Annotated in this window: 16 protein-coding genes; 10 read left to right on the top strand and 6 right to left on the bottom strand. The window is 63.5% G+C overall.

Translation table 11 applies throughout. From position 1 onward, the window contains the following. Positions 1–588: cupin domain-containing protein (locus tag H585_RS0117050; protein ID WP_027368705.1), on the top strand; the 588-nt coding region annotated here is incomplete at its 5' end. 212 nt (positions 589–800) lie between these two features. Continuing rightward, positions 801–3068, top strand: coding sequence for an APC family permease (locus H585_RS0117045; RefSeq protein WP_027368704.1), 2268 nt, complete (start codon positions 801–803; stop codon positions 3066–3068). Between the two features lie 141 nt (positions 3069–3209). Here H585_RS0117045 and H585_RS0117035 read toward each other — a convergent pair whose 3' ends face one another. From H585_RS0117035 to H585_RS0117010, 6 genes are all read right to left on the bottom strand, one after another. Then, entirely contained in the window at positions 3210–4676 is a 1467-nt protein-coding gene (locus tag H585_RS0117035) for a Ni/Fe hydrogenase subunit alpha (RefSeq protein ID WP_014259512.1), read from the bottom strand. 22 nt (positions 4677–4698) lie between these two features. Next, positions 4699–5637 carry an NADH-quinone oxidoreductase subunit B family protein gene (locus H585_RS0117030; protein ID WP_014259513.1) on the bottom strand — a complete coding sequence of 313 codons (939 nt, stop codon included), beginning with the start codon at positions 5635–5637 and terminating at the stop codon, positions 4699–4701. A 60-nt stretch (positions 5638–5697) separates the two neighbouring features. Beyond that, positions 5698–6129, bottom strand: coding sequence for a hydrogenase iron-sulfur subunit (locus H585_RS23575; RefSeq protein WP_014259514.1), 432 nt, complete (start codon positions 6127–6129; stop codon positions 5698–5700). A 30-nt stretch (positions 6130–6159) separates the two neighbouring features. Continuing rightward, entirely contained in the window at positions 6160–8973 is a 2814-nt protein-coding gene (locus H585_RS0117020; RefSeq protein ID WP_027368702.1) for an FAD-dependent oxidoreductase, read from the bottom strand. A 57-nt stretch (positions 8974–9030) separates the two neighbouring features. Continuing rightward, the gene (locus tag H585_RS24045) at positions 9031–9204 is read right to left on the bottom strand and encodes an FAD-dependent oxidoreductase (protein ID WP_005989440.1); all 174 of its coding nucleotides are present in this window, start codon (positions 9202–9204) and stop codon (positions 9031–9033) included. 73 nt (positions 9205–9277) lie between these two features. Continuing rightward, positions 9278–10597 (bottom strand): (Fe-S)-binding protein, encoded by a 1320-nt coding sequence (locus tag H585_RS0117010; RefSeq protein WP_014259516.1) that lies wholly within the window; start codon positions 10595–10597, stop codon positions 9278–9280. 284 nt (positions 10598–10881) lie between these two features. Between H585_RS0117010 and H585_RS0117005 the strand changes: the two genes are divergently transcribed. The 8 genes from H585_RS0117005 (at position 10882) to H585_RS0116970 (ending at position 21360) form a co-directional block, all read left to right on the top strand. Beyond that, on the top strand, positions 10882–11754 hold the full coding sequence (locus tag H585_RS0117005) for a LytR/AlgR family response regulator transcription factor (protein WP_014259517.1): 873 nt from the start codon (positions 10882–10884) through the stop codon (positions 11752–11754). Positions 11755–11929: 175 nt separating this feature from the next. After that, positions 11930–13849 (top strand): acetate--CoA ligase, encoded by a 1920-nt coding sequence (gene acs, locus H585_RS0117000; RefSeq protein ID WP_027368701.1) that lies wholly within the window; start codon positions 11930–11932, stop codon positions 13847–13849. Positions 13850–14295: 446 nt separating this feature from the next. Then, complete coding sequence (asnB, locus tag H585_RS0116995) at positions 14296–16263, top strand: asparagine synthase (glutamine-hydrolyzing) (RefSeq protein ID WP_027368700.1); 1968 nt, start codon at positions 14296–14298, stop codon at positions 16261–16263. A 23-nt stretch (positions 16264–16286) separates the two neighbouring features. Then, on the top strand, positions 16287–16550 hold the full coding sequence (locus H585_RS0116990; protein ID WP_027368699.1) for an acyl carrier protein: 264 nt from the start codon (positions 16287–16289) through the stop codon (positions 16548–16550). A gap of 33 nt (positions 16551–16583) precedes the next feature. Beyond that, positions 16584–17714, top strand: a complete 1131-nt coding sequence (locus H585_RS0116985) for an adenine nucleotide alpha hydrolase family protein (RefSeq protein ID WP_014259521.1) — start codon at positions 16584–16586, stop codon at positions 17712–17714. Positions 17715–17742: 28 nt separating this feature from the next. After that, on the top strand, positions 17743–18642 hold the full coding sequence (locus H585_RS0116980; protein ID WP_027368698.1) for a hypothetical protein: 900 nt from the start codon (positions 17743–17745) through the stop codon (positions 18640–18642). Positions 18643–18807: 165 nt separating this feature from the next. Further along, on the top strand, positions 18808–20073 hold the full coding sequence (locus H585_RS0116975) for an RsmB/NOP family class I SAM-dependent RNA methyltransferase (protein WP_027368697.1): 1266 nt from the start codon (positions 18808–18810) through the stop codon (positions 20071–20073). A gap of 471 nt (positions 20074–20544) precedes the next feature. After that, positions 20545–21360 carry an AraC family transcriptional regulator gene (locus H585_RS0116970; RefSeq protein ID WP_027368696.1) on the top strand — a complete coding sequence of 272 codons (816 nt, stop codon included), beginning with the start codon at positions 20545–20547 and terminating at the stop codon, positions 21358–21360.

Genomic DNA, 21360 nt, shown 5'->3' with positions numbered 1-21360 from the left:
CTGTGGGAGATCGGCAGCCGGGACGCAAGCGGCAACGTGCTGGCCGGAGACGCCCTGACGCATGACACCAAGGACACCTACGTGCGCGCCGAAGGCCGCCTGGTGGCCACGGTGGGCGTTTCCGACCTGGTCATCGTCGAGACCACCGACGCGGTGCTCGTGGCCGCCAAGGACCGCGTGCAGGACGTAAAAAAGATCGTGGACGCGCTCAAGGCCTCCGGGCGCAGCGAGGCGACCATCCACCGCAAGGTCTATCGGCCCTGGGGCTCCTACGAGGGCATTGATCTTGGTTCGGGCTTTCAGGTCAAGCGCATCACGGTCAATCCCGGCTCGACCTTGTCTTTGCAGATGCACCACCACCGGGCCGAGCACTGGATCGTTGTGCGCGGCACGGCCAAGATCACCAGAGGCGACGAGACGCTTCTGCTCTCCGAGGACCAGTCGACCTACATCCCGCTTGGCACCACGCACCGGCTGAACAACCCGGGCAAGATCCCGCTCGAGCTCATCGAGGTGCAGACCGGCAGCTATCTTGGCGAGGACGACATCGTGCGTATGGAAGACGTCTACGGACGGGATAAGAATTAAAAGGCAGTGAGGAGGGCGCTGCCCTCCTCACACTCCACCTGCCAGGGGGAACGCCCCCCTGGACCCGCGCAATTAGGTAATGAAAGTCTTAAGATAGCAGGGTTCTTTCATGGTCTCGTGTCGCATCGCGATCACGAGGTCCCGACAAAACCGGCCTGAGCATGGCTTTTTTTCCAGGCAGCGGCTAAGGATGGGCAGGAGCCCAAGCCCCCATGCCCAAGCTAGATCCCGCCAGCAAAGCTCAGCCCCGCAAGTTCGGCACCTTCGCCGGGGTTTTCACACCGACCATCCTGACCATCTTCGGAGTCGTGCTCTTCCTGCGCATCGGCTGGGTCGTGGGCCATGTGGGGCTTGCCCATGCGCTGCTGATCATCGTCGTGGCCAACGCAATCTCCCTGGTCACGGCCCTGTCCCTGTCCGCCGTGGCCACGACCATGCATGTGGGCGCGGGCGGGGCCTACTATATGATCTCGCGCACGCTGGGTCTGCAAATCGGCGGGGCCATCGGCGTGCCCCTGTACTTGTCCCAGGCCCTGGGCACGGCCTTCTACACCATCGGCTTCGCCGAATCCCTGGCCAGCCTTTTTCCGGGCCTCGACGCCCGCTTGGTGGCCAGCGCCACCGTGTTGCTTTTCGGCCTGCTGGCTTGGATGGGTGCCGGCGTTGCCATCAAGGCCCTGTACGTCATCATGGCCGTGCTGGCTGCCGGGCTGCTGTCCTTTTTCCTGGGTGCGGCCACGAGCGAATGGATAAGGCCGGAGCTTGCCGCGTCCGAAGGCGTGCGGGTTAGCCTGTGGCAGGCCTTCGCCATATTCTTCCCGGCCGTCACGGGCATGATTGCAGGCCCGAGCATGTCCGGCGACCTGCGTAACCCCGGCCGCAGCCTGCCGCGCGGCATCCTGACCGCCATTGCCGTGAGCGCGGCCGTCTACCTTGCCGTGGCCGTGTGCCTGTCCCTGCTGGCCGATCCGGCCATATTGCGCGCCGACAGTCTGGTCATGGTTAATCTGGCAGCCGTGCCCTGGCTGGTGGTCGCGGGCATCTGGACCGCCACCCTGTCCTCGGGTCTGGGCAGCATGCTCACCGCTCCGCGCACGCTCATGGCCTTGGCCCAGGACAACATCGTGCCCGTCTGGCTGGCGAATCGCCTGGGAAGCGCCGGCGAGCCGCGCGCCGCCGTGCTCATGACCACGGCTTTCGCGGCTTCCGTGGCCTGGCTGGGCGGGGTCAACGTGGTGGCACCGATCATCACCATGTTTTTTCTGAACACCTTTGGTATGCTCAACCTCACGGCCGGTCTGGAGCGGCTGGTGAGCAGCCCCGGCTTTCGGCCGCGCATCGCCGTGCACTGGTCCGTGAGCCTGGCCGGAGCCTTGGCCTGCTACGCGGCCATGTTCCTCATCAACCCGCCGGCCACGGTTCTGGCCATCCTGGTTAGTTTCGGCATCTATTTCCTGCTCAAGCGGCGTTCCCTGGCCCAGGACTTCGGCGACATTCGTGGGGGCATCTGGCTCTCCCTGGCGCGGGCCGCCTTGCTGCGGTTGCGCGCCTACGCGCCTCAACCGCGCACGTGGCGGCCTTTCATCGCCGTGTTCACCAAGCTGTCCTCAGGCAATGCCGGAGATCCGGCTCGTGAAGGATGTGCTCTCAGCGGGCCTTCGGGCGTGTGCCGGGACGACCTGCTCGACCTGGGCTCCTGGCTTTGCGGCAAGTCCGGCCTGGCCACCTTCGTGCACGTGCTGGCCGACTCGCTCGGAAACAAGGCTGGTCGAGGCTTGCGCGCGGCCTCACGCCGACATCTGGCCGGCTTTCTGGGCGAGCGCGATGCCGTGGCCTTCACCGAATCCATCATCGCGCCCGACTTCGATCAGGGGGTGCTCTCGGTCATGCAGGCTTACGGACTGCCGGGTCTGGAGCCCAACGCCGCGCTCATGGGCTGGAGTCACCACCCGGAAAAGCGCCCCGGACAGCTCCGCCTGGCGCACACGCTGCTGGCCTTCCGGAAATCCGTGCTCTTCCTGCACGTCCCCCTGCAAGTCGGCTTCGGGCAGCGCCGCCGCATCGATATCCTGTGGACAGGCGGGCTGCACAATGGGCAGCTCAAGCTCATGACCTCCCATCTGCTGCGCCGCACGCCCGAATGGGCGCAGGCGGAGACGCGACTCATCCGGCCCGTGGGCGGCCAGGCCGGCATTCCAGGCGCGCGGCGGCATATGTCCAGGCTGCTGCGCGCGGCGCATCTGCAAGCCGAGCCCCTGGTCTTTGTGCTGGAAGAGGGACGGCCGTTTCTGGAGCAGATACGCCAGGCCACCGCGGGCGCGAGCCTCCTGCTGGTCGGCCTGCGCCTGCCCGAGGAGGACGACTTCGAGCGAGCCGCCCACTCCATCGACGAGTTCCTGGCCGAGATGCGCTGCGCCGTGCTGCTCGTCAGCAGCGCCGAGGCCGGAGACCTGCTCAAGCTGGACGAATCGAGTTCATAGCGCACCTGAAAGCCGCCCGCTCGGACGTTTCTCGCCTATAACAAACCGCCATGAACTGCGTGGATTCAGGGGCGCGTTCGCCCCAAAAAGAAAGGCCGCCCCCTCGCGGGAGCGGCCTTTGTCATGCTCTCGACTGATCGACTACTTCTGCATGGTCTCGATGACCTTGCCTTCGGAGTCGATGATCTTGAGCTGCACAGCGACGCCGCCATCCAGGCGGTGGGTAGCGCAGCTCATTCACGGGTCGTAGGCGCGGACAGCGAGTTCGACCGTATTCAGGATGCCCTGGTCGTACTTGCCGTTCTTGATGAGCGCCTTGGCTGCCTGCTTCACGGACAGGTTCATGCCCGCGTTGTTGTGCGTGGTGCCGACGATGAGGTTGGCGAAGGTGCACATGCCGTTCTCATCGCTCTTGTAGTGGTGGATGAGCGTGCCGCGCGGGGCCTCGACGCAGCCCACGCCTTCGCCGGCCTTGGGCACGATGTTCTTGGCCCGGATGTCGCGGCCGGTGATCTCGGGATCGTTCAGCAGCTCCTCGGCCCGCTCGCAGCACTGCACGAGCTCGATGAGCCGCGCCCAATGGTAGAGCAGGGTAAGGTGCGCGGGACGGCCGAACTCCTTGCGGAATATCTCCAGCTCCTTCTGAGCCAGCGGGGTGCGCATCTGGTCGCAGACGTTGATGCGCGCCAGGCAGTTGGAGCGATAGACGCCCTTGGCGTCGGTCTCGTCCAGCTTAATGCCGCCGTGCTTCTTGATGTACGGGAACTTGAGATAGGACCAGTCCTCGGTGTGCTCGGCAATGTAATTGCCGTATTCCGAGTACTTGAACTGGTCGTAGCTGCCGTCCCTGTCCATGAGGCGCAGTTCGCCGTCATACAGCTCCAGGGCGCCGGTCTCGGGAACCACGGTGCCGATGTAGCCGGATTCGAACACGCCCACGGTCTTCACCGCTTCCAGGTACTTGGGGAAGACGTTCTCGCGCGCGAACTTGATGGTGAACAGGCCGAATTCCTTGGCCTCCTTAATCACCTCGAGCAGTTCCTTGCGCTCCTCCTCCAGCATGGGCTTGGAGAAGCCGCCGGCCACAGCGGCCATCGGATGGATGACCTTGCCGGCAAACTTTTCAAGCGCCATCTGGGTCTTGTAGCGCATGTGCACGACTTGCTTGGCCAGCTCGGGGGCGGCGCCCACGATACCGACCACGTTGCGCACTGCCACGTCGGCGTCAGGACCCAGGACGAAGTCCGGGGCGGCCAGGAAGTAGAAGTGCAGGATCTTGTCCGGGATGTAGGCCAGCATCTGGCAGAATTCCCGGAGCTTGCGACCGGTTGGCGGCGGGGTCAGCCCAAGGCAACCGTCCACGGCCTTCATGGAGGCCAGGTGGTGGTTCCAGGGGCAGATGCCGCAGATGCGGTTGACGATACGGGGCACTTCCTCGATGGGACGCCCGACCACGAATTTCTCGAACCCTCTCAGGGACATGACGTTGAGCCGAGCATCGGCCACGTTGCCTGCGTCATCGAGCATGATCTCGATGCCGGCGTGTCCCTCGATACGCGTCACGGGCGCGATATTGAGAGTCTTAGCGACATTGGGGCTAGCTGCCATGTGTGCTTCCTCCTACCGAAGCCTAGATCTTCTTGAGCACGCCGTGGCCGCCGGAGAACCTTGCCAGGAAGCCGCGACGATCGGGCATCTTGGCCGGGTCATAGCCGACGGAGGCCAGGGCGCTCACGTAATCGATGAGCGGCAGGGCCGACTCGCGCACGGGGCCGTAGCAGCCGCGACAGGGCACGCGGGCAGAGATGCAGCGCGGAGTGCGCGCCTGCATGCCGCCGCAGCCGGCCCTGGTCACCGGACCAAGGCACATGAAGCCCTGCTCCAGCAAACAGCGCATATCGCTCACGGGCTTCTCCGGATCGTACTCCGGGGTCTCCAGCATGCGCTTCAGGACGCCGGTATCGGATTTCTTGCGCTCGCGCTTGGTGGGGCAGACGTCGCACACGCTGCGCTCGGGCAGCTTGAACTCGGTCTTGCCGTCCAGCAGCGCCAACACCGCGCCGGCGATCCACTCGGGATGCGGCGGGCAGCCGGGGATCTTGATGTCCACCTTGACGTGCTCGTCCAGCGCCGTGCAGTGCTCGAGCATGTGCGGGATATGGAACTTGTCCGGGTTGGGCCGCACGCCCTTGTCCACGGTCGTGGGAGAGTCGTGGTAGGAGAACTCGCGGATTTCGTCGTTGGTGTACATGTTGGCCAGGGCCGGCAGGCCGCCGTCCGTGGCGCAGGTGCCCAGCGCGATAAGGATGTCGCAGGACTCGCGCATCTTATGGAGCACCTCGAGGTGCTCGCTGTTCTTCACGCCGCCGGAAACGATGCCGACAACGGCCTTGGGGATTTCGAGATGCTTCCCCTCGCCGGTCTGGCCGTAATACTTTTTGTCGATAAGAACGGGAATGTGCACGAACTCAAGCGAAGGCAGCAGATCGACCAGGGCATCCCCGATATTGAGGATGGCGATCTCGCACCCCGAGCATGAATTCAACCATTCCTCTGCTACTTTGACCATGTATTCCTCCGTATTCGCGGAGCCGGAGGGCGGAAGCCGAGGCCCACCCTCCGGGTTCGGTTACGCGGTTACCGCTTGCTTGGCCTTCAGAGGATTGGGGCCGAGCTTCCTGATCTTGTCCGTGAACGAGGTCACCAGTTCAGCGAACCGGGGCGCCTCGGCGGAGGAGCACCATTCGATCATGAAACGCTCGGGATCAATGCCCAGGTCGGCGAGAACGAGTTTCGCGCCTTCAGCCCTAGCCAGTGCCTTGTGATTACCATCCAGGTAATGACATTCACCCAGGTGTCAGCCAAGCACCATGACGCCGTCGGCGCCTTTTTGGAGCGCATGCACCACCAGGTTCGGATGCACCATGCCGGAGCACATGACCCGGATGGCGCGCATGTTGGGCGGGTACTGCAGGCGCGAGACGCCCGCGAGGTCGCCGCCGGCATATGCGCACCAGTTGCACAGGAAGCCGATGATGACCGGTTCGTAAGTGTCAGCCATATCCGATAAACTCCTTCCTTGAAGGGTTGGCTATACGCTTTCCAGCATGGCATCCACCTGGGCCTTGATCTGGTCCATGGTGAAGCCGTGCACGTACACGCCCTGCTTGGGGCAGGTGGCCTCGCACAGGCCGCAGCCCTTGCATAGGGCCTGCTCGGTCTTGATGCGCCTGTAGGTGTACCCGTCCTTCTGGTAGTCCTCGAGACTGATGGCCAGATAGGGGCATACGTCGACGCAGAGCGCGCAGCCGTCGCAGTTGTCGGTGCGATAGCTCTTGATGGAGTCGAGCGTCATGGTCGCCTGGGAGAGAATGGTGCTCGCCCTGGAGACCGCTGCCTGGGCTTGGCCGATGGCCTCGTCCACAGGCTTCGGGTAGTGGCACAGGCCGGCCACGAACAGGCCGTCGACCGAGAGGTCAACAGGCTTCAGCTTGGGATGGGCCTCGGTGAGGAAGCCGTCGGCGCCGACCGAGCACTTGTAGAGCTTGGACAGCGAGTCGTCCTTGTGCGGCACGATGGCAGAAGCGAGCACCACGTAGTCCACCGGGATCTTGACGCTGTCCTGCAGGATCGGGTCATAGCCCTCGATGAACAGGGCGCTGCCTTCGGTGTAGACCTTGGGCTTGGCCTCTGGCTCGTAGCGCACGTACATGACGCCCTTCTCGCGGGACTCGCGGTAGATGTCCTCGCGGTGGCCGTAGGTGCGGATGTCGCGGTTGAACACGAACACGCCAGCGTTCGGATTGATCTTCTTGATGCTCAGGGCCGCCTCGACCGAGTGCGAGCAGCACACGCGCGAGCAGTAGGGCCGCTCGTCGTCGCGGGAGCCGACACACTGGATGAAGGCCACGTTCTTCGCGTTCTTCATCGCGCCGGGGTTGCTCTTGAGCAGGGCCTCGAAGTCCAGGTGCGTAAGAACGCGCTTGTCCTGGCCGTAGAGGTACTCCTTGGGCTTGTATTCTTTGGCGCCCGTGGCCACCACGGCTACGCCGTAGTTGAGGGCCAGCTCCTGGCCGCCGGCGTCGATCTTGCTCGTGAAGCTGCCCACGGAGCCCGTGGCGCTCTTGAGCTGAGCCTTCTTGTAGACCTTGATGTTCTTGTGGCCCTCGACCTGCTTGATGAGGCCCTCGACGAAGGGCTTGATCTCCTCGCCCTTCCAGGTGTGCGACAGGGCCCAGGCGTTGCCGCCGAGCTGGTCGCCCTTCTCAATCAGGGTCACGGGATAGCCCTGGTTGGCCAAGCCGAGCGCCGAGGTCATGCCGGAGATGCCGCCGCCGATGACCAGGGCCTTCTGGATGACGTTGACGCTGATCTTGTCCAGCGGCTCGAGGTACTGGGCCTTGGCCACGGCCATGCGCACCTGGTCCATGGCCTTCTGAGTGGCCTTTTCGGGCTCGTTCTGGTGCACCCAGCTGTTCTGGTTGCGGATGTTAGCCATCTCGAACAGGTACTTGTTGAGACCCGTGCTGGCCATGGTGTCCTGGAACAGGGGCTCGTGAGTCCTGGGTGTGCAGGCGGCCACCACCACGCGGTTCAGCTTATGTTCCTTGATCTTGGCGCTGATGAGGTCCTGGGTGTCGGCCGAGCAGGTGAACAGGTTGTTCTCGACGAACGCCACGTTCGGCAAGCTCTTGGCGTATTCCATGACCTTCTTCACGTCCACGGTGCCTGCGATGTTGATGCCGCAGGAGCAGACGAACACGCCGATGCGCGGAGCCTGGCCGGCCACGCTCATCTCGGGCGGGTAGGTCTTGGCCTTGGTCAGCGTGCCCTTGGCTTCGACCAGGGTTGCCGCGGCCATGGCGGCGGCGCTGGAGGCCTCGGTCACGGACTGCGGGATGTCCTTGGGGCCCTGGAAGGCGCCGGACACGAAGATGCCGGGCCTGCTGGCCGACACGGGCGCGAAGCTGCCGGTCAGGGCGAAGTTGTACTTGTCGGTCTTGATGCCCAGGGTCTTGGACAGCGCTTCGGCGCTCGTGGGGGCCTCAAGGCCGATGGACAGCACGAACAGGTCGTAGTCTTCGTAGATCTCCCTGCCGTCCTCGCTGGCGTAGCGGATGCGCACGCCCTTGCCGCCTTCGCCGGGCATGACCGTGTGTGGCCGGGCGCGCACGAACTTGATGCCCTTTTTCTTGGCGTCCTCGTAGTACTTCTCGAACTCCTTACCGTGGGAGCGGATGTCCATGTAGTAGATGGTCTGGTCCAGCTCTCCGGCGGTATGGTCCGCGGTGACCATGGCCTGCTTGATGGCGTACATACAGCACACGCTCGAACAGAAGCCATTGTCGCACTTGCTCGTGTTGCGCGAGCCGACGCACTGCAGCCAGGCGATCTTCTGGGGTTCCTTGTGGTCCGAGGGGCGCACGAGGTGGCCCATGCACGGGCCGCTGGCGGACAGAAGCCGCTCGTATTCGAGGCTGGTCACACAGTCGGGGACGTTCTTGCGGTCATGGCCGAAGAAGTCCACGCTGGTGGGATCGTAGGGCTTGAAGCCGGGAGCGGCGATGACCGCGCCGACGTTCAGGTCGATGGTCTTTTCCTTGTCCTCGAAGTTGATCGCTCCTGTGGGGCAGAACTTTTCACAGGCGCGACACTTTCCGGACTTGAGGTAGATGCAGTTTTCGGCGTCAATGACGTACTTGAGGGGCACGGCTTGGCCGTACTCGATGTAAGCCGCCTTGCGGGTGTCGAGACCCGCGTTGTACTCGTTGGAGACTTTCTTGGGACATTTTTCCGCGCACAGGCCGCAGGCGATACATTTGTCCATCTCGACGTAGCGGGGCTTCTGCCGGACCTTCACAGTGAAGTTCCCGGCATCGCCGGATACGCCAACAACCTCGGACATGGTCAAAAGCTCGATATTCAAGTGCCGACCGCACTCGACCAATTTTGGCGAGACTATTCACATCGCGCAGTCATTGGTCGGGAAGGTCTTATCCAGTTGCGCCATGACTCCGCCGATGCTCGGGCCTTTTTCTACCATGTAGACATAGTAGCCCGAATCGGCGAGGTCCAGGGCGGTCTGGATGCCGGCGATACCGCCGCCAACGACCATCACGGAACCTACTTTGGTCATAGACCTAAACCTCCCTTGCAGGTTTAGTTAAACGTAGGACAGGTGAAGCTCCATCGTATCTTCAGGCTCTCGCCTAGTAACCAGCGTCCAGATCCACACCAAGGCGCTCCCACTGGGCGGCAGCCTCGGCCTGGGCCTTCTCGACTTCTTCTTCGCTCCAGGGCTCCATGACCAGGGACTCGGCCACGAGCTGCCAGATGTACTTGACCTCGTACTTGCAATCCTCGGGGTAGTACTTGGGCAGTCTGCGCGAGATCTGGTCGCGGCAGTTGGAACAGCCGACCACGACGATATCCGCGCCGGAATCCTTGATCTGCTGGACCTTGAAGCGGCCATGGTAGGCGGAATGCTTCTCGTAGGGGCCGGGCCAGTTGCCGCCGCCGGCGCCGCAGCAGTAGTTGTTGCCGCGGTTGGGGTAGAACTCGACCCGCTTGCCCACGCACTGGTCGATGATCCAGCGGGCTTCTTCGTAGTAGGCATCCCCAAAATGCTTTTCCAGCTCGCGGCCATGCTTGCAGGAGTCATGGAAAGCGAAGGTCTTGCCTTCCCAGCGGCTCTTGTCGAGCTTGACGCGGCCTTGCTCGATGAGTTTCTTCAGGTAGTCATAGAGATAGACGTAGTTGACGGTGTTGCTCGCGTCCTCAAGGGCGCAGGACTTCATGCCGCTACGGCAGCCGTATGATCCGCCGCCGCAGTCGGGCATGATCATTGTGCCGACCTTGAGCTTGCGGTTCAGGTCCATCTTGCGCTGTGCCAGGGTCTTGGTGGCCTCGTAGTTGCCGGTGAACAGACCCCAGTCGACGGCTTCCCAGTTTTCCGAGGGAATGGTCCAGTTTTCCTTGGCGGCGTAGAAGATCTTCCACCACCACTTCTGGTCCTCGAAGTCGCCGTAGACTTCCTTGGAGTTGGGGAAGAACAGGACGCTCGCGCCTTCCTTGTCCACGGGCACGTAGAAGCCGGGGCATTCCTCCTCGGCCAACTCGTTGCCCACATCGGCCATGGACATCAGGTAGTCGTCCTTGGCGATGCCCATGTTGTTGCCGGTTTCAATGACGCGATCCACGCCCTTGTTCAGCACGCCGGGCACTTTGGAGCGCTCGCGCAGGTGCTTCATGTAGCCGAAGATGGGCACGATATCGATGCCCTGTGGACAGGCGTAGGCGCAACGGCCGCAGCCGGTACAGACCCATGGCCAATCAGAATCGACGACCTCGTCAATCATGCCGTAGGCAATCATGCGCAAGGCCTTGCGTGTGTCCCAGCCTTCCATTCCCGGCGTACCGGTGATGGGGCAACCGCTGGAGCACGTCCCGCACGTAAAGCAGGCGTTCAAGTCGAACTTGGCCAGCCGCTCCTTGATTGCGTCCGGCAGCGGTTTAGGCGCTAACGTCATAAAGCCCCCTTACCAAAGGTTAAAAGCGTGTTATATAGACCCCTTCTTTGACTTCTGATAACTTGATGTGTTTATTGTCAATGGTACTTCATGTCAATTTTTCGTGCTTATCCTTTTTTTAACAAAGTCCTAAGTAAACCATATGCAGGCGATAGCTTTTCCTAATACATGCTTCGCGTTTCGCGTGCTTGCCCTGGCAATCTTTTCGATCTAAGGAATTAAAAGTAGCAGCATCGGTGCTGTGCGCACAGTACTGATGGGCTTACCCAAGGTTTGGTACTTGAATGAACAAGCTCCGGGCGCTCCTTCTTCATGGAGATCCTGCGGTCAGAAGCGGCTTGCGGGACAGCTTAAGCCATTTGGATTTTATGCGAATTCTGGGAGAAGCCATTACCGCTTACGAGGCAATGGAACTTCTGGAGCATATTCCCTATGGCGTGATTTTTCTGGGCCTGGAATTGCCTGGCGAGGTAAGCGGTCTGGAGCTGGCTCAGATGCTCATGGGGCGCAAGTCCCGTCCCGCCTTGGTGTTCATCGCTTCGGACGAGTCGAAAGCCTATAAGGCTTTCGAGTTGGAGGCTCTGGACTATCTTATCTGGCCCGCGGGCCGCGAGCGTCTGTCTCGCACCGTGGACCGCCTGCGCCAGTTGCGTTCCGGGTTCATGCAGGCGCCTAGGCCGTCCCTGATCCCGGAGCGGGATTACGGCGGCGGGTCGGAAGAGGAGTCCATGGTGCAGGTGCCCATGGGCGAGGAAGACGAGGACCGCTTCCTGTCTGCCTTGCGCCAGGCCTGGGACTATTCCCAACGCGGCAAGCCGCCCGAAATCGAAAAGCTGGCCATCAATCAGGACGGCAGGATGGTGCTGCTGCCCTTTGATCAGATCGTGTTCGTGGAGGCCTACGAGGACTACTCCTACGTGCACACGGCCAGCCAGAAGTACCTGACCTCCTACAGGCTCAAGAACCTGGAGGACAGGCTCAAGCCGTACCGTTTCTTTCGCGTGCACCGGAAGTACCTGGTCAACCTGGATATGGTCACCGAGATATCCTCCATGCCCGGCTCCAACTTCATGTTGCGCACCGCGGGTAAGACGCGCATAGAGTTGCCCGTGAGCCGTCGGCGCATAGGGGAGCTCAAGCAGATATTGGGATTGTAGGGATTGCGGGGATTGCAGCCCTGCCGCTCACCAGCCGGCAGACGCCTTTGGTCGAAAACATGCTGTCCCGCAATAGGAAAACGGGCATACGCCTGATTAGGACGCATACGGGCCACCGCCCTTTGCCAAGCGACCTCTTCCGCCAGCCGCCGGCGCGCGGAGGAAGGAGGAGCACATGGACGACACCGGCGCCCTGGACGTATTGCTGAACGAAGTACGGGTCTTCAGGCCCCTGCCTCAGACCATCATCGAGGCCAACGTGAACCCTCAAGAGGTAACCGGCGCCTACCGGCTGGCCCAAGAGGATCCACTTGCCTACTGGGAAGAGGCCGCCTTGGAGCTCGAATGGTTCCGCAAATGGGACCAAGTGCTCGACAGCGACAACCCGCCCTTTTACCGCTGGTTCCCCGGCGGTCAGTGCAATATCGTTCACAACGCCCTGGATAGGCATATCCGCACGGTGAACCGCAACAAGCTGGCCCTCATTTGGGAGGGCGAGCCGGGCGATAGCCGCAAGTTCACCTATTTCGAACTCTACCGGGCCGTGAACCGCTTCGCCGGCGCGCTGCGCTCCCTGGGCGTGCGCAAGGGCGACCGCGTGGCCGTGTTCATGCCGCTATTGCCCGAGACGCTCATCGCCATGCTGGCCACGGCCAAGATCGGGGCCGTACACGTGTGCGTGTTCGGCGGCTTCTCGGCCAAGGCCCTAAGCGAGCGCATCTGCGACAGCCAGGCCCGCGTGGTGGTCACGGCCGACGGTTTCTACCGCAACGGCAAGGTCATCAACCAGAAGGCCATCGTGGACGAGGCCCTGAACAGCGCCTGCGCCGACTGTGTGGACACGGTGGTCGTGGTGCATCGGGCCGGCGTGGACGTGGACATGGTCTCGGCGCGGGACATCTGGTACGAGGACCTGGTGCGCTCCGAAGCCCCGGAAACGCGCACTGAGGTCATGGAGGCCACGGACCCGCTGTTCCTTTTGCACACATCGGGCACCTCGGGCCGGGCCAAGGGCATCGTGCACACCCACGGCGGCTACATGGTCGGCGTGGCCCGCACCATGAACTGGATTTTCGACATCAAGCCCACGGACATCTTCTGGTGCACGGCCGACGCGGGCTGGATCACGGGCCACAGCTACGTGGTCTACGCGCCGCTGCTGTGCGGCACCACCACGCTCATGTACGAGGGGCACCCCCTGTACCCGCAGGCCGACCGCCTATGGTCGATTGTGGCCCGCTACGGCGTCACGGCGCTGTACACCACGCCCACGCTCATCCGCATGCTCATGCGCTACGGCAGCCAGTTCCCCAGGCAGCACGACATTTCGTCGCTGCGCATGCTTGGCAGCGTGGGCGAGCCACTGAATCCGGAAGCCTGGGTCTGGTTCCACCGGCATATCGGCCGCGGCGAGTGCCCGCTTATGGATACTTGGTGGCAGACCGAGACGGGCATGTGCATGCTCTCGCCCTTGCCCGTGTCCGTGCTCAAGCCCGGCTCGGTGAACAAGCCGCTGCCCGGCGTGGAGGCCGAAGTGGTCGACCGCCAGGGCCAGCCCGTGCCGCCCGGCAAAGGCGGCTTCCTGGTGCTGACCAAGCCGTGGCCCGGCATGCTCCAGACTTTGTGGAACGATCCCAAAGGCTACGCCCAGGCCTATTGGGAAAAGATTCCGGGCGTGTACGTCACGGGCGACGTGGCGCGCAAGGACGAGGACGGCTATTTCTGGATTCAGGGCCGGGCCGACGAGGTCATCAACATCGCCGGGCACAACATCGGCACGGCCGAGATCGAGTCGGCCCTCTGCGTACACAAGGCCGTGGCGGAAGCCGCGGTTGTGGGCGTGCCGGACAAGATCAAGGGCGAGGTCGCCAAAGCCTTTGTCGTCCTGTCCGAGGGTCGCGAACTGGGCGAGGACCTGGTGCGCGAACTCAAGGCCATGGTCCGGCGCGAGCTGGGACCCGTGGTGGTGCTCAAGTCGGTGGCTTTCGTGGAGTCCCTGCCGCGCACCAAGGCGGGCAAGATTCTGCGCCGCGTGCTGCGCGCCCAGGAACTGGGCGTGGATCCCGGCGATCTGTCCGTCTTGGACGAGGAATGACCTCTGGGCGCAAGCGGCCACGCTTGCGCCGGGAGCCTGTCTCTTTGGCTCTGCTCCCTGTCCGGCGCGGGACATCATGAACCGCGCCAGGACAGTCGGCTGCCGTATGATGCAATAATGCAACTGCATCATTGCACGTTCCGCATTCAGTTTCGCATTGACTTGGATTTCATCTCTCCCACTCCAAGAGAGGCCTCGCGCCTCGGCGCATCCCCGCACACACATCGATTCCGCCGGGCATAGACACCGGTCGCGTCCCAACCCGCCGATCGAGCCAAGCAGTTCTCCATGGCGGCGAAGGCCATGCCGCGGGCGTAACGTGCCCAAAGCCCGAAAGCTAGTCGTCACTTATAAAATGGGAAAGCAGCAATAATATCGTTTAGTGCTCCGAGCACTATTCTGTCATTGCATTGAGTATCTTCTTTAGAGGAGGGGGGAGGACAACCGTGTGCGCTATTGCCGGAATCATGGATATGCTGGGCCAGTCCCTGCCCGCGGAATCCGCCGTTCAGGTGGAAGCCATGGTCGCGGCCATGCGCCATCGCGGCCCTGACGAGGCCGGCTGCCGCCATATGGGGCCGGCCGTCCTGGGCCATGCCCGCCTGAGCATCATCGACCTGTCCACGGGCACGCAGCCCATAGGTAATGAAGACGGTTCCATCCAGGTGGTCTTCAACGGCGAGATTTTCAACTACCCGGAACTGCGTGCCGAGCTGGAGGCCAAGGGCCACAGGTTCTCCACCAGCACGGACACGGAAGTCATCGTCCACGCCTACGAGGAGCGCGGCGTGGACTGCCTGCATGACTTCAACGGCCAGTTCGCCCTGGCTCTGTGGGATGGCCCCAGGCGGCGGCTATTCCTGGCCCGCGACCGCGTGGGCATCTGCCCCCTGCATTACGCCCAGATCGGCGGCAGGCTGCTGTTCGCCTCCGAGGCCAAGGCCCTGCTGGGTCGCGAGGGTCTGCCCAGACGCCTGGATCTGCAGGCCCTGAATCAGTTCCTGACCTTCTGGCTGCCCCTGGCGCCGTACACCATGTTCGAAGGTATAAGCGAATTGCCGCCCGCCCACTTCGCCCTGGTCGAGGATGGCAAGCTACGCGTGGAGCCCTACTGGCGCTTGGACTTCACGCCCGACAGCCGGGCCTGGACGGCGGAAGACGCCGCCCAGGCCCTGGGCGAAGCCCTTGGCGAGGCCACGCGCATCCGCCTGCGCGCGGATGTGCCCGTGGGCGTGTACCTGAGCGGCGGCCTGGACTCGTCCTATGTGGCGGCGCGCGTATTCGGCCTGTCCTCGGCCCGCCGGGCGACGTTCTCCATGGAGTTCGCGGACAAGGACTTCGACGAGTCGCCGCACCAGCGCGTAATGGCTGACAGGCTCGGCTCGGAGCATGCCCGCGTGAGCGTGGACGACGCACTCCTGCGCAAGGATTTCCTGCGCATGATCTGGAATGCCGAGAAGCCATCCCTGCGCAGCGCGCCCGCGCCGCTCTTCCGCCTGTCCAGGCTGGCCCGCGACAGCGGCTACAAGGTCGTGCTCACGGGCGAGGGCGCGGACGAATTCCTGGCCGGCTACAACATCTTCAAGGAAGCCAAGGTGCGGCAGTTCTGGGCGCGCAGGCCGGATTCGCCTATGCGGCCTCTGCTGCTGACCAGGCTGTATCCTTACCTGAAACTGCCGCGCGAGCGTGGCACGGCCTTCCTGCGCCAATTCTTCGGCCGCGACCTGGAGCGCACGGCGGAACCCTGCTACTCGCACCTGCTGCGCTGGGCCAACACATCGACCCTCAAGCGTTTTTTCTCGGCGCAGGTCAAGGCCGAGCTGAACAACGGTTCCGGGCGGCACGGCCCGAGCGACCTAGCCGACCTCGTGGAGCAACTGGCCCTGGGTCTGCCCGCGGACATGCACGGTTGGGACACGCTCTCCAAGGCCCAGTACCTGGAGGCGGCCCTGTTCCTGCCAGGCTACCTGCTGAGCACGCAGGGCGACCGCATGCTCATGGCCAACGCCGTGGAAGGGCGCTTCCCTTTCCTGGACCACAATGTCATCGAGTTGGCCAACCGCCTGCCGGCCCGGCTCAAGATGCCCGGATTGCGGGAGAAGGACCTGCTCAAGCGCGCGGCCTCGGGCCTGCTGCCCTCGGAGATAGTGCGCCGGCCCAAGCAGCCCTACCGTGCTCCGGCAGCCAAAAGCGTGCTCGGCACACCCATGAACGGCCGCGCCCGCGAACTGCTCTCGCCCTCGGCCCTGGAGAGGGCGGGTTATTTCGACCCGGCCATGGTGGCCGGGCTCCTGGACAAACACGCCAGGACCGGCGGCATGCTGGCGGAAATGGAGAACATGGCCATCATGGCCATCCTGTCCACGCAGGCTCTGCACTGGAGCTTCATCGACAACCACGGCCCCATGGCCTGAACTACACCTGCAAGGAGCGCGCGATGACTGTAAGCGACGTCAAGGCCCTCATCACGACCCAGCTGGTCGAGAATTTCATCTTCGACCGTGGTCGTGTCCTTGACCCGGATGCATCGCTCATGGAGGAGGGTATCCTCGACTCCGTGGGCGTATTCGAGTTGATCACCTGGCTCGAAAAGACGTTTGCCATTTCCGTGGGCGACCAGGACCTGACCCCCGAGAACCTGGACAGCGTGAACCGCCTTACCGGCTTCGTCACGACCAAGCACGAAAAAGCCGCAGCCTGAATCCAAAGCCAAGAACGCAAAAGAAGGAACCACATGGACCAGGGACAGGACATGCGCACGGGTGAAACCGCCGCCAGGGGCGCGGGAGATTTTGGAAATATCATCGGGGGCATTCGCCACTGCACCCGTTGCGTGCTGCCGGAAACCGTACCCGGCATCAGCTTCGACGAGCAGTGTGTCTGCCAGTATTGCCGCGAACGCGAGTCCGGCAACCCGGACCAAGGATTGGACAGGGAGCGAGACAAGAGCCGGCGCGACCATTGGCGCAAGGAATTCTTGGCCATGGCGCGCGGCAGGGTCCGCGGCCGGGACATGGGCCATGACGTGCTGCTGGCCTACAGCGGAGGCAAGGACAGCACCTACACGGTCCATCTGTTGAGCCAGGTCTTCGGGCTGCGCGTGCTGGCCCTGAGCGTGGACAACGGATTCATGTCCCCCGGAGCCATGGACAACATGCGCCGCGTGCTGGACCGCTTGGGGGTGGACCACATGCTCGTGCGGCCCAGCCCGCCGCTCATGCGCGCCCTGTTCCGGCGCTCCCTCGAGCGTGAGCTCTACCCGGCCAGGGCCCTGCTGCGGGCCAGCAGCGTGTGCACATCGTGCATCTCCGTGGTCAAGGCCCTGGTGCTCAAGACGGCCATGGACATGCACATCCCCTTCGTGGCCTACGGCTGGTCGCCCGGCCAGTCGCAACGGGACCGCTGCATCATCCAGCACAACAGACAACTCATGCGCAGCACCATGGGCAAGACCCGCGACATCCTCGTGTCCGCGGCCGGGCCGGGCATGGCGGCCTACTTTCCGGACCTGGAAAGCCTGCCGGCCGAGCCGCCCCGCGAGGTGCATCCGTTGGCCTTCGTGGAGTACGACGAGGGGCGTATCAAGGAGCTCATCGGCCATTTCGGCTGGCAACAGCCCGTGGATACGGACCCCAACTCCACCAACTGCCTGCTCAACGCCCTGGGTAACCGCGAGCACCTGCGGCGTTACGGCTTTCACCCGTATGCCCTGGAGATCGCGGGCATCGTGCGCGCGGGCAACATGACCCGAGAGGAGGGCCTGCGCAAGCTCCAGGACACGAAAGGCGAGGCGATGGCCGATATGGTGCGCGAAATGCTGTACGCCGACGCGGCCCAATCCGCCCGCACGGGCACGGACGCCTAAGAATCGTAGCGCAATGACGAGGACGGCCATGACGCTCATGCCCAGAATCACGCTCAGGAACGCCATGCAGGAGGACTTCGACGAGGTCTACCCGCTGCTGCGCTGCTTTACCGGCTCAAACCTGCCCCGCGAGAATTGGCGGGCCATCTTTAGTCCACCATTTCACTCTCCGGTGGACCACGTAGGTTTTCTGCTACGCGACAATGACAAAGCTGTGGGTTTCATGGGTTGCATCTTCAGCCGCCGCTCCATTCGCGGCCGCGAGTTCGACTTCTGCAACCTGAGTTCCTGGATCGTGCTTCCCGATTACCGCAAGTATTCTATGCTGTTCATGCGCCGCCTGGCCGAGTTGGATTCCTGCGTGCTCACCAGCCTGACGCCCAGCGAGAAGGTTTACAAGCTGTTCATGCGCAGCGGATACAAGCAGGTGGACCAGCACTACTACGCCATTCCTCCACTGCCCTTCGGCAGCCTGCACGAGCCGTCCGTGCGCGTGACTTCGGAACACAACGAACTGGCCGAGCGGCTCACGGGCGACGCCCTGCGCAACTGGAACGATCACCGCAACCTGGATTGCCGGCATTTCCTGCTCGAAAGCGAAGGCGAATCCTGCCACATCGTCTGCGCCAAGCGCTACAAGCGGGCTCCAGGCTTGCGCCTCAAGAACATCCCGGTGGCCGTCATGCACCATGCGAGCAACCCGGACCTCGTGGGCCGGGCCATCCACTCGATCACCCGCAAGCTCTGCCTGCGCATGCGCGCAGCCCTGGTGCTCGCCGACAGCCGCTTCATAGGCCTGCCTTCGGTGCCCTTATCTCTGACGAAGCCTGCGCCGCGCCTGTACAGGCCCTGCAAGGACCAGCCTTTCGAGTTCGCGCCGCACGAGGTGGACAACCTGTACTCTGAGTACATGCTGCTGCATTTCTGAACGGCGACAACTGCTCTGCTTGACCCGCGGAACGTCTCGCGGGACAACTGGGCTAGGGCGTCCTGCCCCGGCCCAGCAACGTCTGGAGAGGAACGACCGGCCGTAACGCCTATGCTCCTCTCCAGATGCCTTTCCTCCGGCTTGCAAACGCGTTACATACGGCCCATGCGTTCATTCCGTATCGTCGCGCCCGCTCAGCGCATTCCCCTGGTGGAGGCCCTCCTGCGCGCCGAAGGCTTCGCCTTCGAGCCCGAGCCCTTCGCGCCCTCCATCTGTCGCCGCCTGACGGTCGAGCCCTTTGCCTTGGGCGAGTCCCTGGCAGCCTTTTTCGGCTATGTGTACATCCAGGACCGCTCGTCCATGCTTCCGCCGCTGTTGCTGAACCCGCCCGAAGGCGCGGCCGTGCTGGACATGTGCGCCAGTCCCGGCAGCAAAACCGGGCTTTTGGCCCAGCTCGTGGGGCAGGGCGGCTTCGTGCTCGGCAACGAGCCGAGTCGCGACCGGCTGGAGACCCTGCGCCAGAACCTGCGGCGCATGAACCTCCTGCAGGCCGCGACGTGCACTTACAGCGGCGAGCGGCTGCCTTTGGCGGCCAGGTCATGGAAGTGCATCCAGCTCGATCCGCCGTGCAGCGGCTGGGGCACCGTGGACAAGAATCCGCAGGTCATGACCCTGTGGAGCCCGGACAAGGTCGAGCCGCTGGTGCGCCTGCAGCGCGAGCTGCTGCGCACGGCCGCCGAGCTTGTCGCTCCGGGCGGGCGCGTGCTCTATTCCACCTGCACGACCAATGTGCGCGAGAACGAAGAGCAGGCCGCCTGGGCTGCACAGGAGCTTGGGCTGGAAATCCGGCCCCTGGACCCGCCGGCTGGTTTCTCTTTCGAACCTGCCCTGGGCGGGTTGGCCGGCGTGCTGCGCGTGGATCAGGTCGCGTCCGGGGCGCAGGGATTTTTCCTGGCCTGCCTGGAAAAGCCGGGTTCATCCGGCGAGGCCGGCGAGACCGATGAGTCGGAAGGCTCCGGGGACGAAAGGCGAGCGCGGCTGCCCGGCAGCGAGTTGCGTCCGGCGAGCCTTGGCCTGGCCGACGTCTTCGACTGGTCCCTTCTGCCGCCGGGCAGGATCTATGATTTCGGCGGCAAGGTCTTCTTCCTGCCCGAACAGGCCCTGGATTTGCCAGCCAGCCTGCGCTGGCAGGGCTATTTGCTTGGTAAGCTGGCCGGCAAGACCCTGCGGCCGCAGGCCCGGCTGCGCACCATGCTGCGCGAGGACGGCGAGGTCATGCGCCTGGACGACCCGGCCGAGGTGCGTGCGCTCCTGTCGGGCCGCAGTCTGGAAGGCGCGGGCCACGGGGCCTATGCCGGGTTATGGTGCCAGGGCCTGCCGCTCGGCGTGCTGACGCGCAAGGGCCGCAGGCTGCTGTGGGCCGGAGGCTAAATAGTCACAATTCCCGAGAGAGGGAGGCGTTTTCTCTCAGCCCTGCGTCCGACAGGGCCATATCCGGATAACTCTCCCGGATCCGCGCTATTCAGGTAAGAGATCCTGTCATTCACAACTTGCCGGGTCCGGGCAAGCGGCCTATCAATCTATATGTGCGTCTCCAGACACAGGTGGAATCTTGCTGGAATGGCTGTGGGATTCCGCCCTGTTGGAGCATCCGCCGGTCTGATGGACTGAAGCCGCAGCAATATTTTGCAATACGGAATCGAGGCGTGGACTAGTCTACCACTGAACACCGGCTGGAATCAGGATTATTAAGTCGGTGGTCGAGCAGCGATCATGCAACAGTGCGGGTCCAGGAGCGAATCGCCCCTGGCGGGGTAAGACCTGGAGAGGAGCGAGCCGCCCTGGCAAGGCAGCGCCCCTTTCCACGTTCCCGGGTGACCCGAGAAGCAGCGGTACGAGCATATGAAGCCTTGTTTGGATGTCCGCGTATGGCGGGACAGCGATGTGCCCGGCCTGGAGGTCAGCCGCATCCTGTCCAGCCCCCACGCGTTTCCCAAGCACGCCCACGAGCATTACGCCATCGGGGTCATGGAGGACGGCGGGGCCTATTGCCTGGAGCCGGACCGCGATGACTGCTTTGTTGCGGCCGGCGAGATCGCGCTCATCAATCCGGGCCAGGTGCATTCGGGCATACCGCCCAGCGGCGTGCGCGCGACCTATCGTATGCTCAATGTGGACGTATTGTGGATGCGGCGGCTGGCCCAGGACCTGGGCCGTGAGGGCTACCCGGAGTTCACGCGCTGGGTGGTGGGTGCGCCCAGGGCCAGGGACATGCTCTTGCGGTTGACCTGTCTGGTGGCCGCGGGCGGCGAGCTGCTGGCCAAGGAATCGGCCATGGTCGCGGCCTTCTCCCTGCTCATGGCCGGACACGCGGCCATGCGCCCAAGCCTGCCCGGTCCCGGCGGCGAACCCGAAGCAGTGCGGCGCGTCAAGGAGCATCTGCACGAACACCTCGACGCCAAGGTATCCCTGGAGGAGCTGGCCGCCGAGACAGGCCTGAGCCGCTACCATCTGCTGCGCGTGTTCAAGGCCGCCACGGGCATGTCGCCCTATGCCTACCATCTGCAACTGCGCGTCGAACACGCCCGCCGGCTGCTCCTGAAAGGTCTGCCATTTGTCCAGGCCGCATCCGAAGCCGGCTTCTCGGACCAGAGCCACTTCAGTAATACTTTCCGCCACTTCTTCGGCATGACGCCGGGTCAGTACCTGGCGCGCTGA

The sequence above is a fragment of the Desulfocurvibacter africanus subsp. africanus DSM 2603 genome (assembly GCF_000422545.1).
Classification (GTDB): Bacteria; Desulfobacterota; Desulfovibrionia; order Desulfovibrionales; family Desulfovibrionaceae; genus Desulfocurvibacter; species Desulfocurvibacter africanus.
This window is presented reverse-complemented; position numbering and strand designations above follow the sequence as displayed.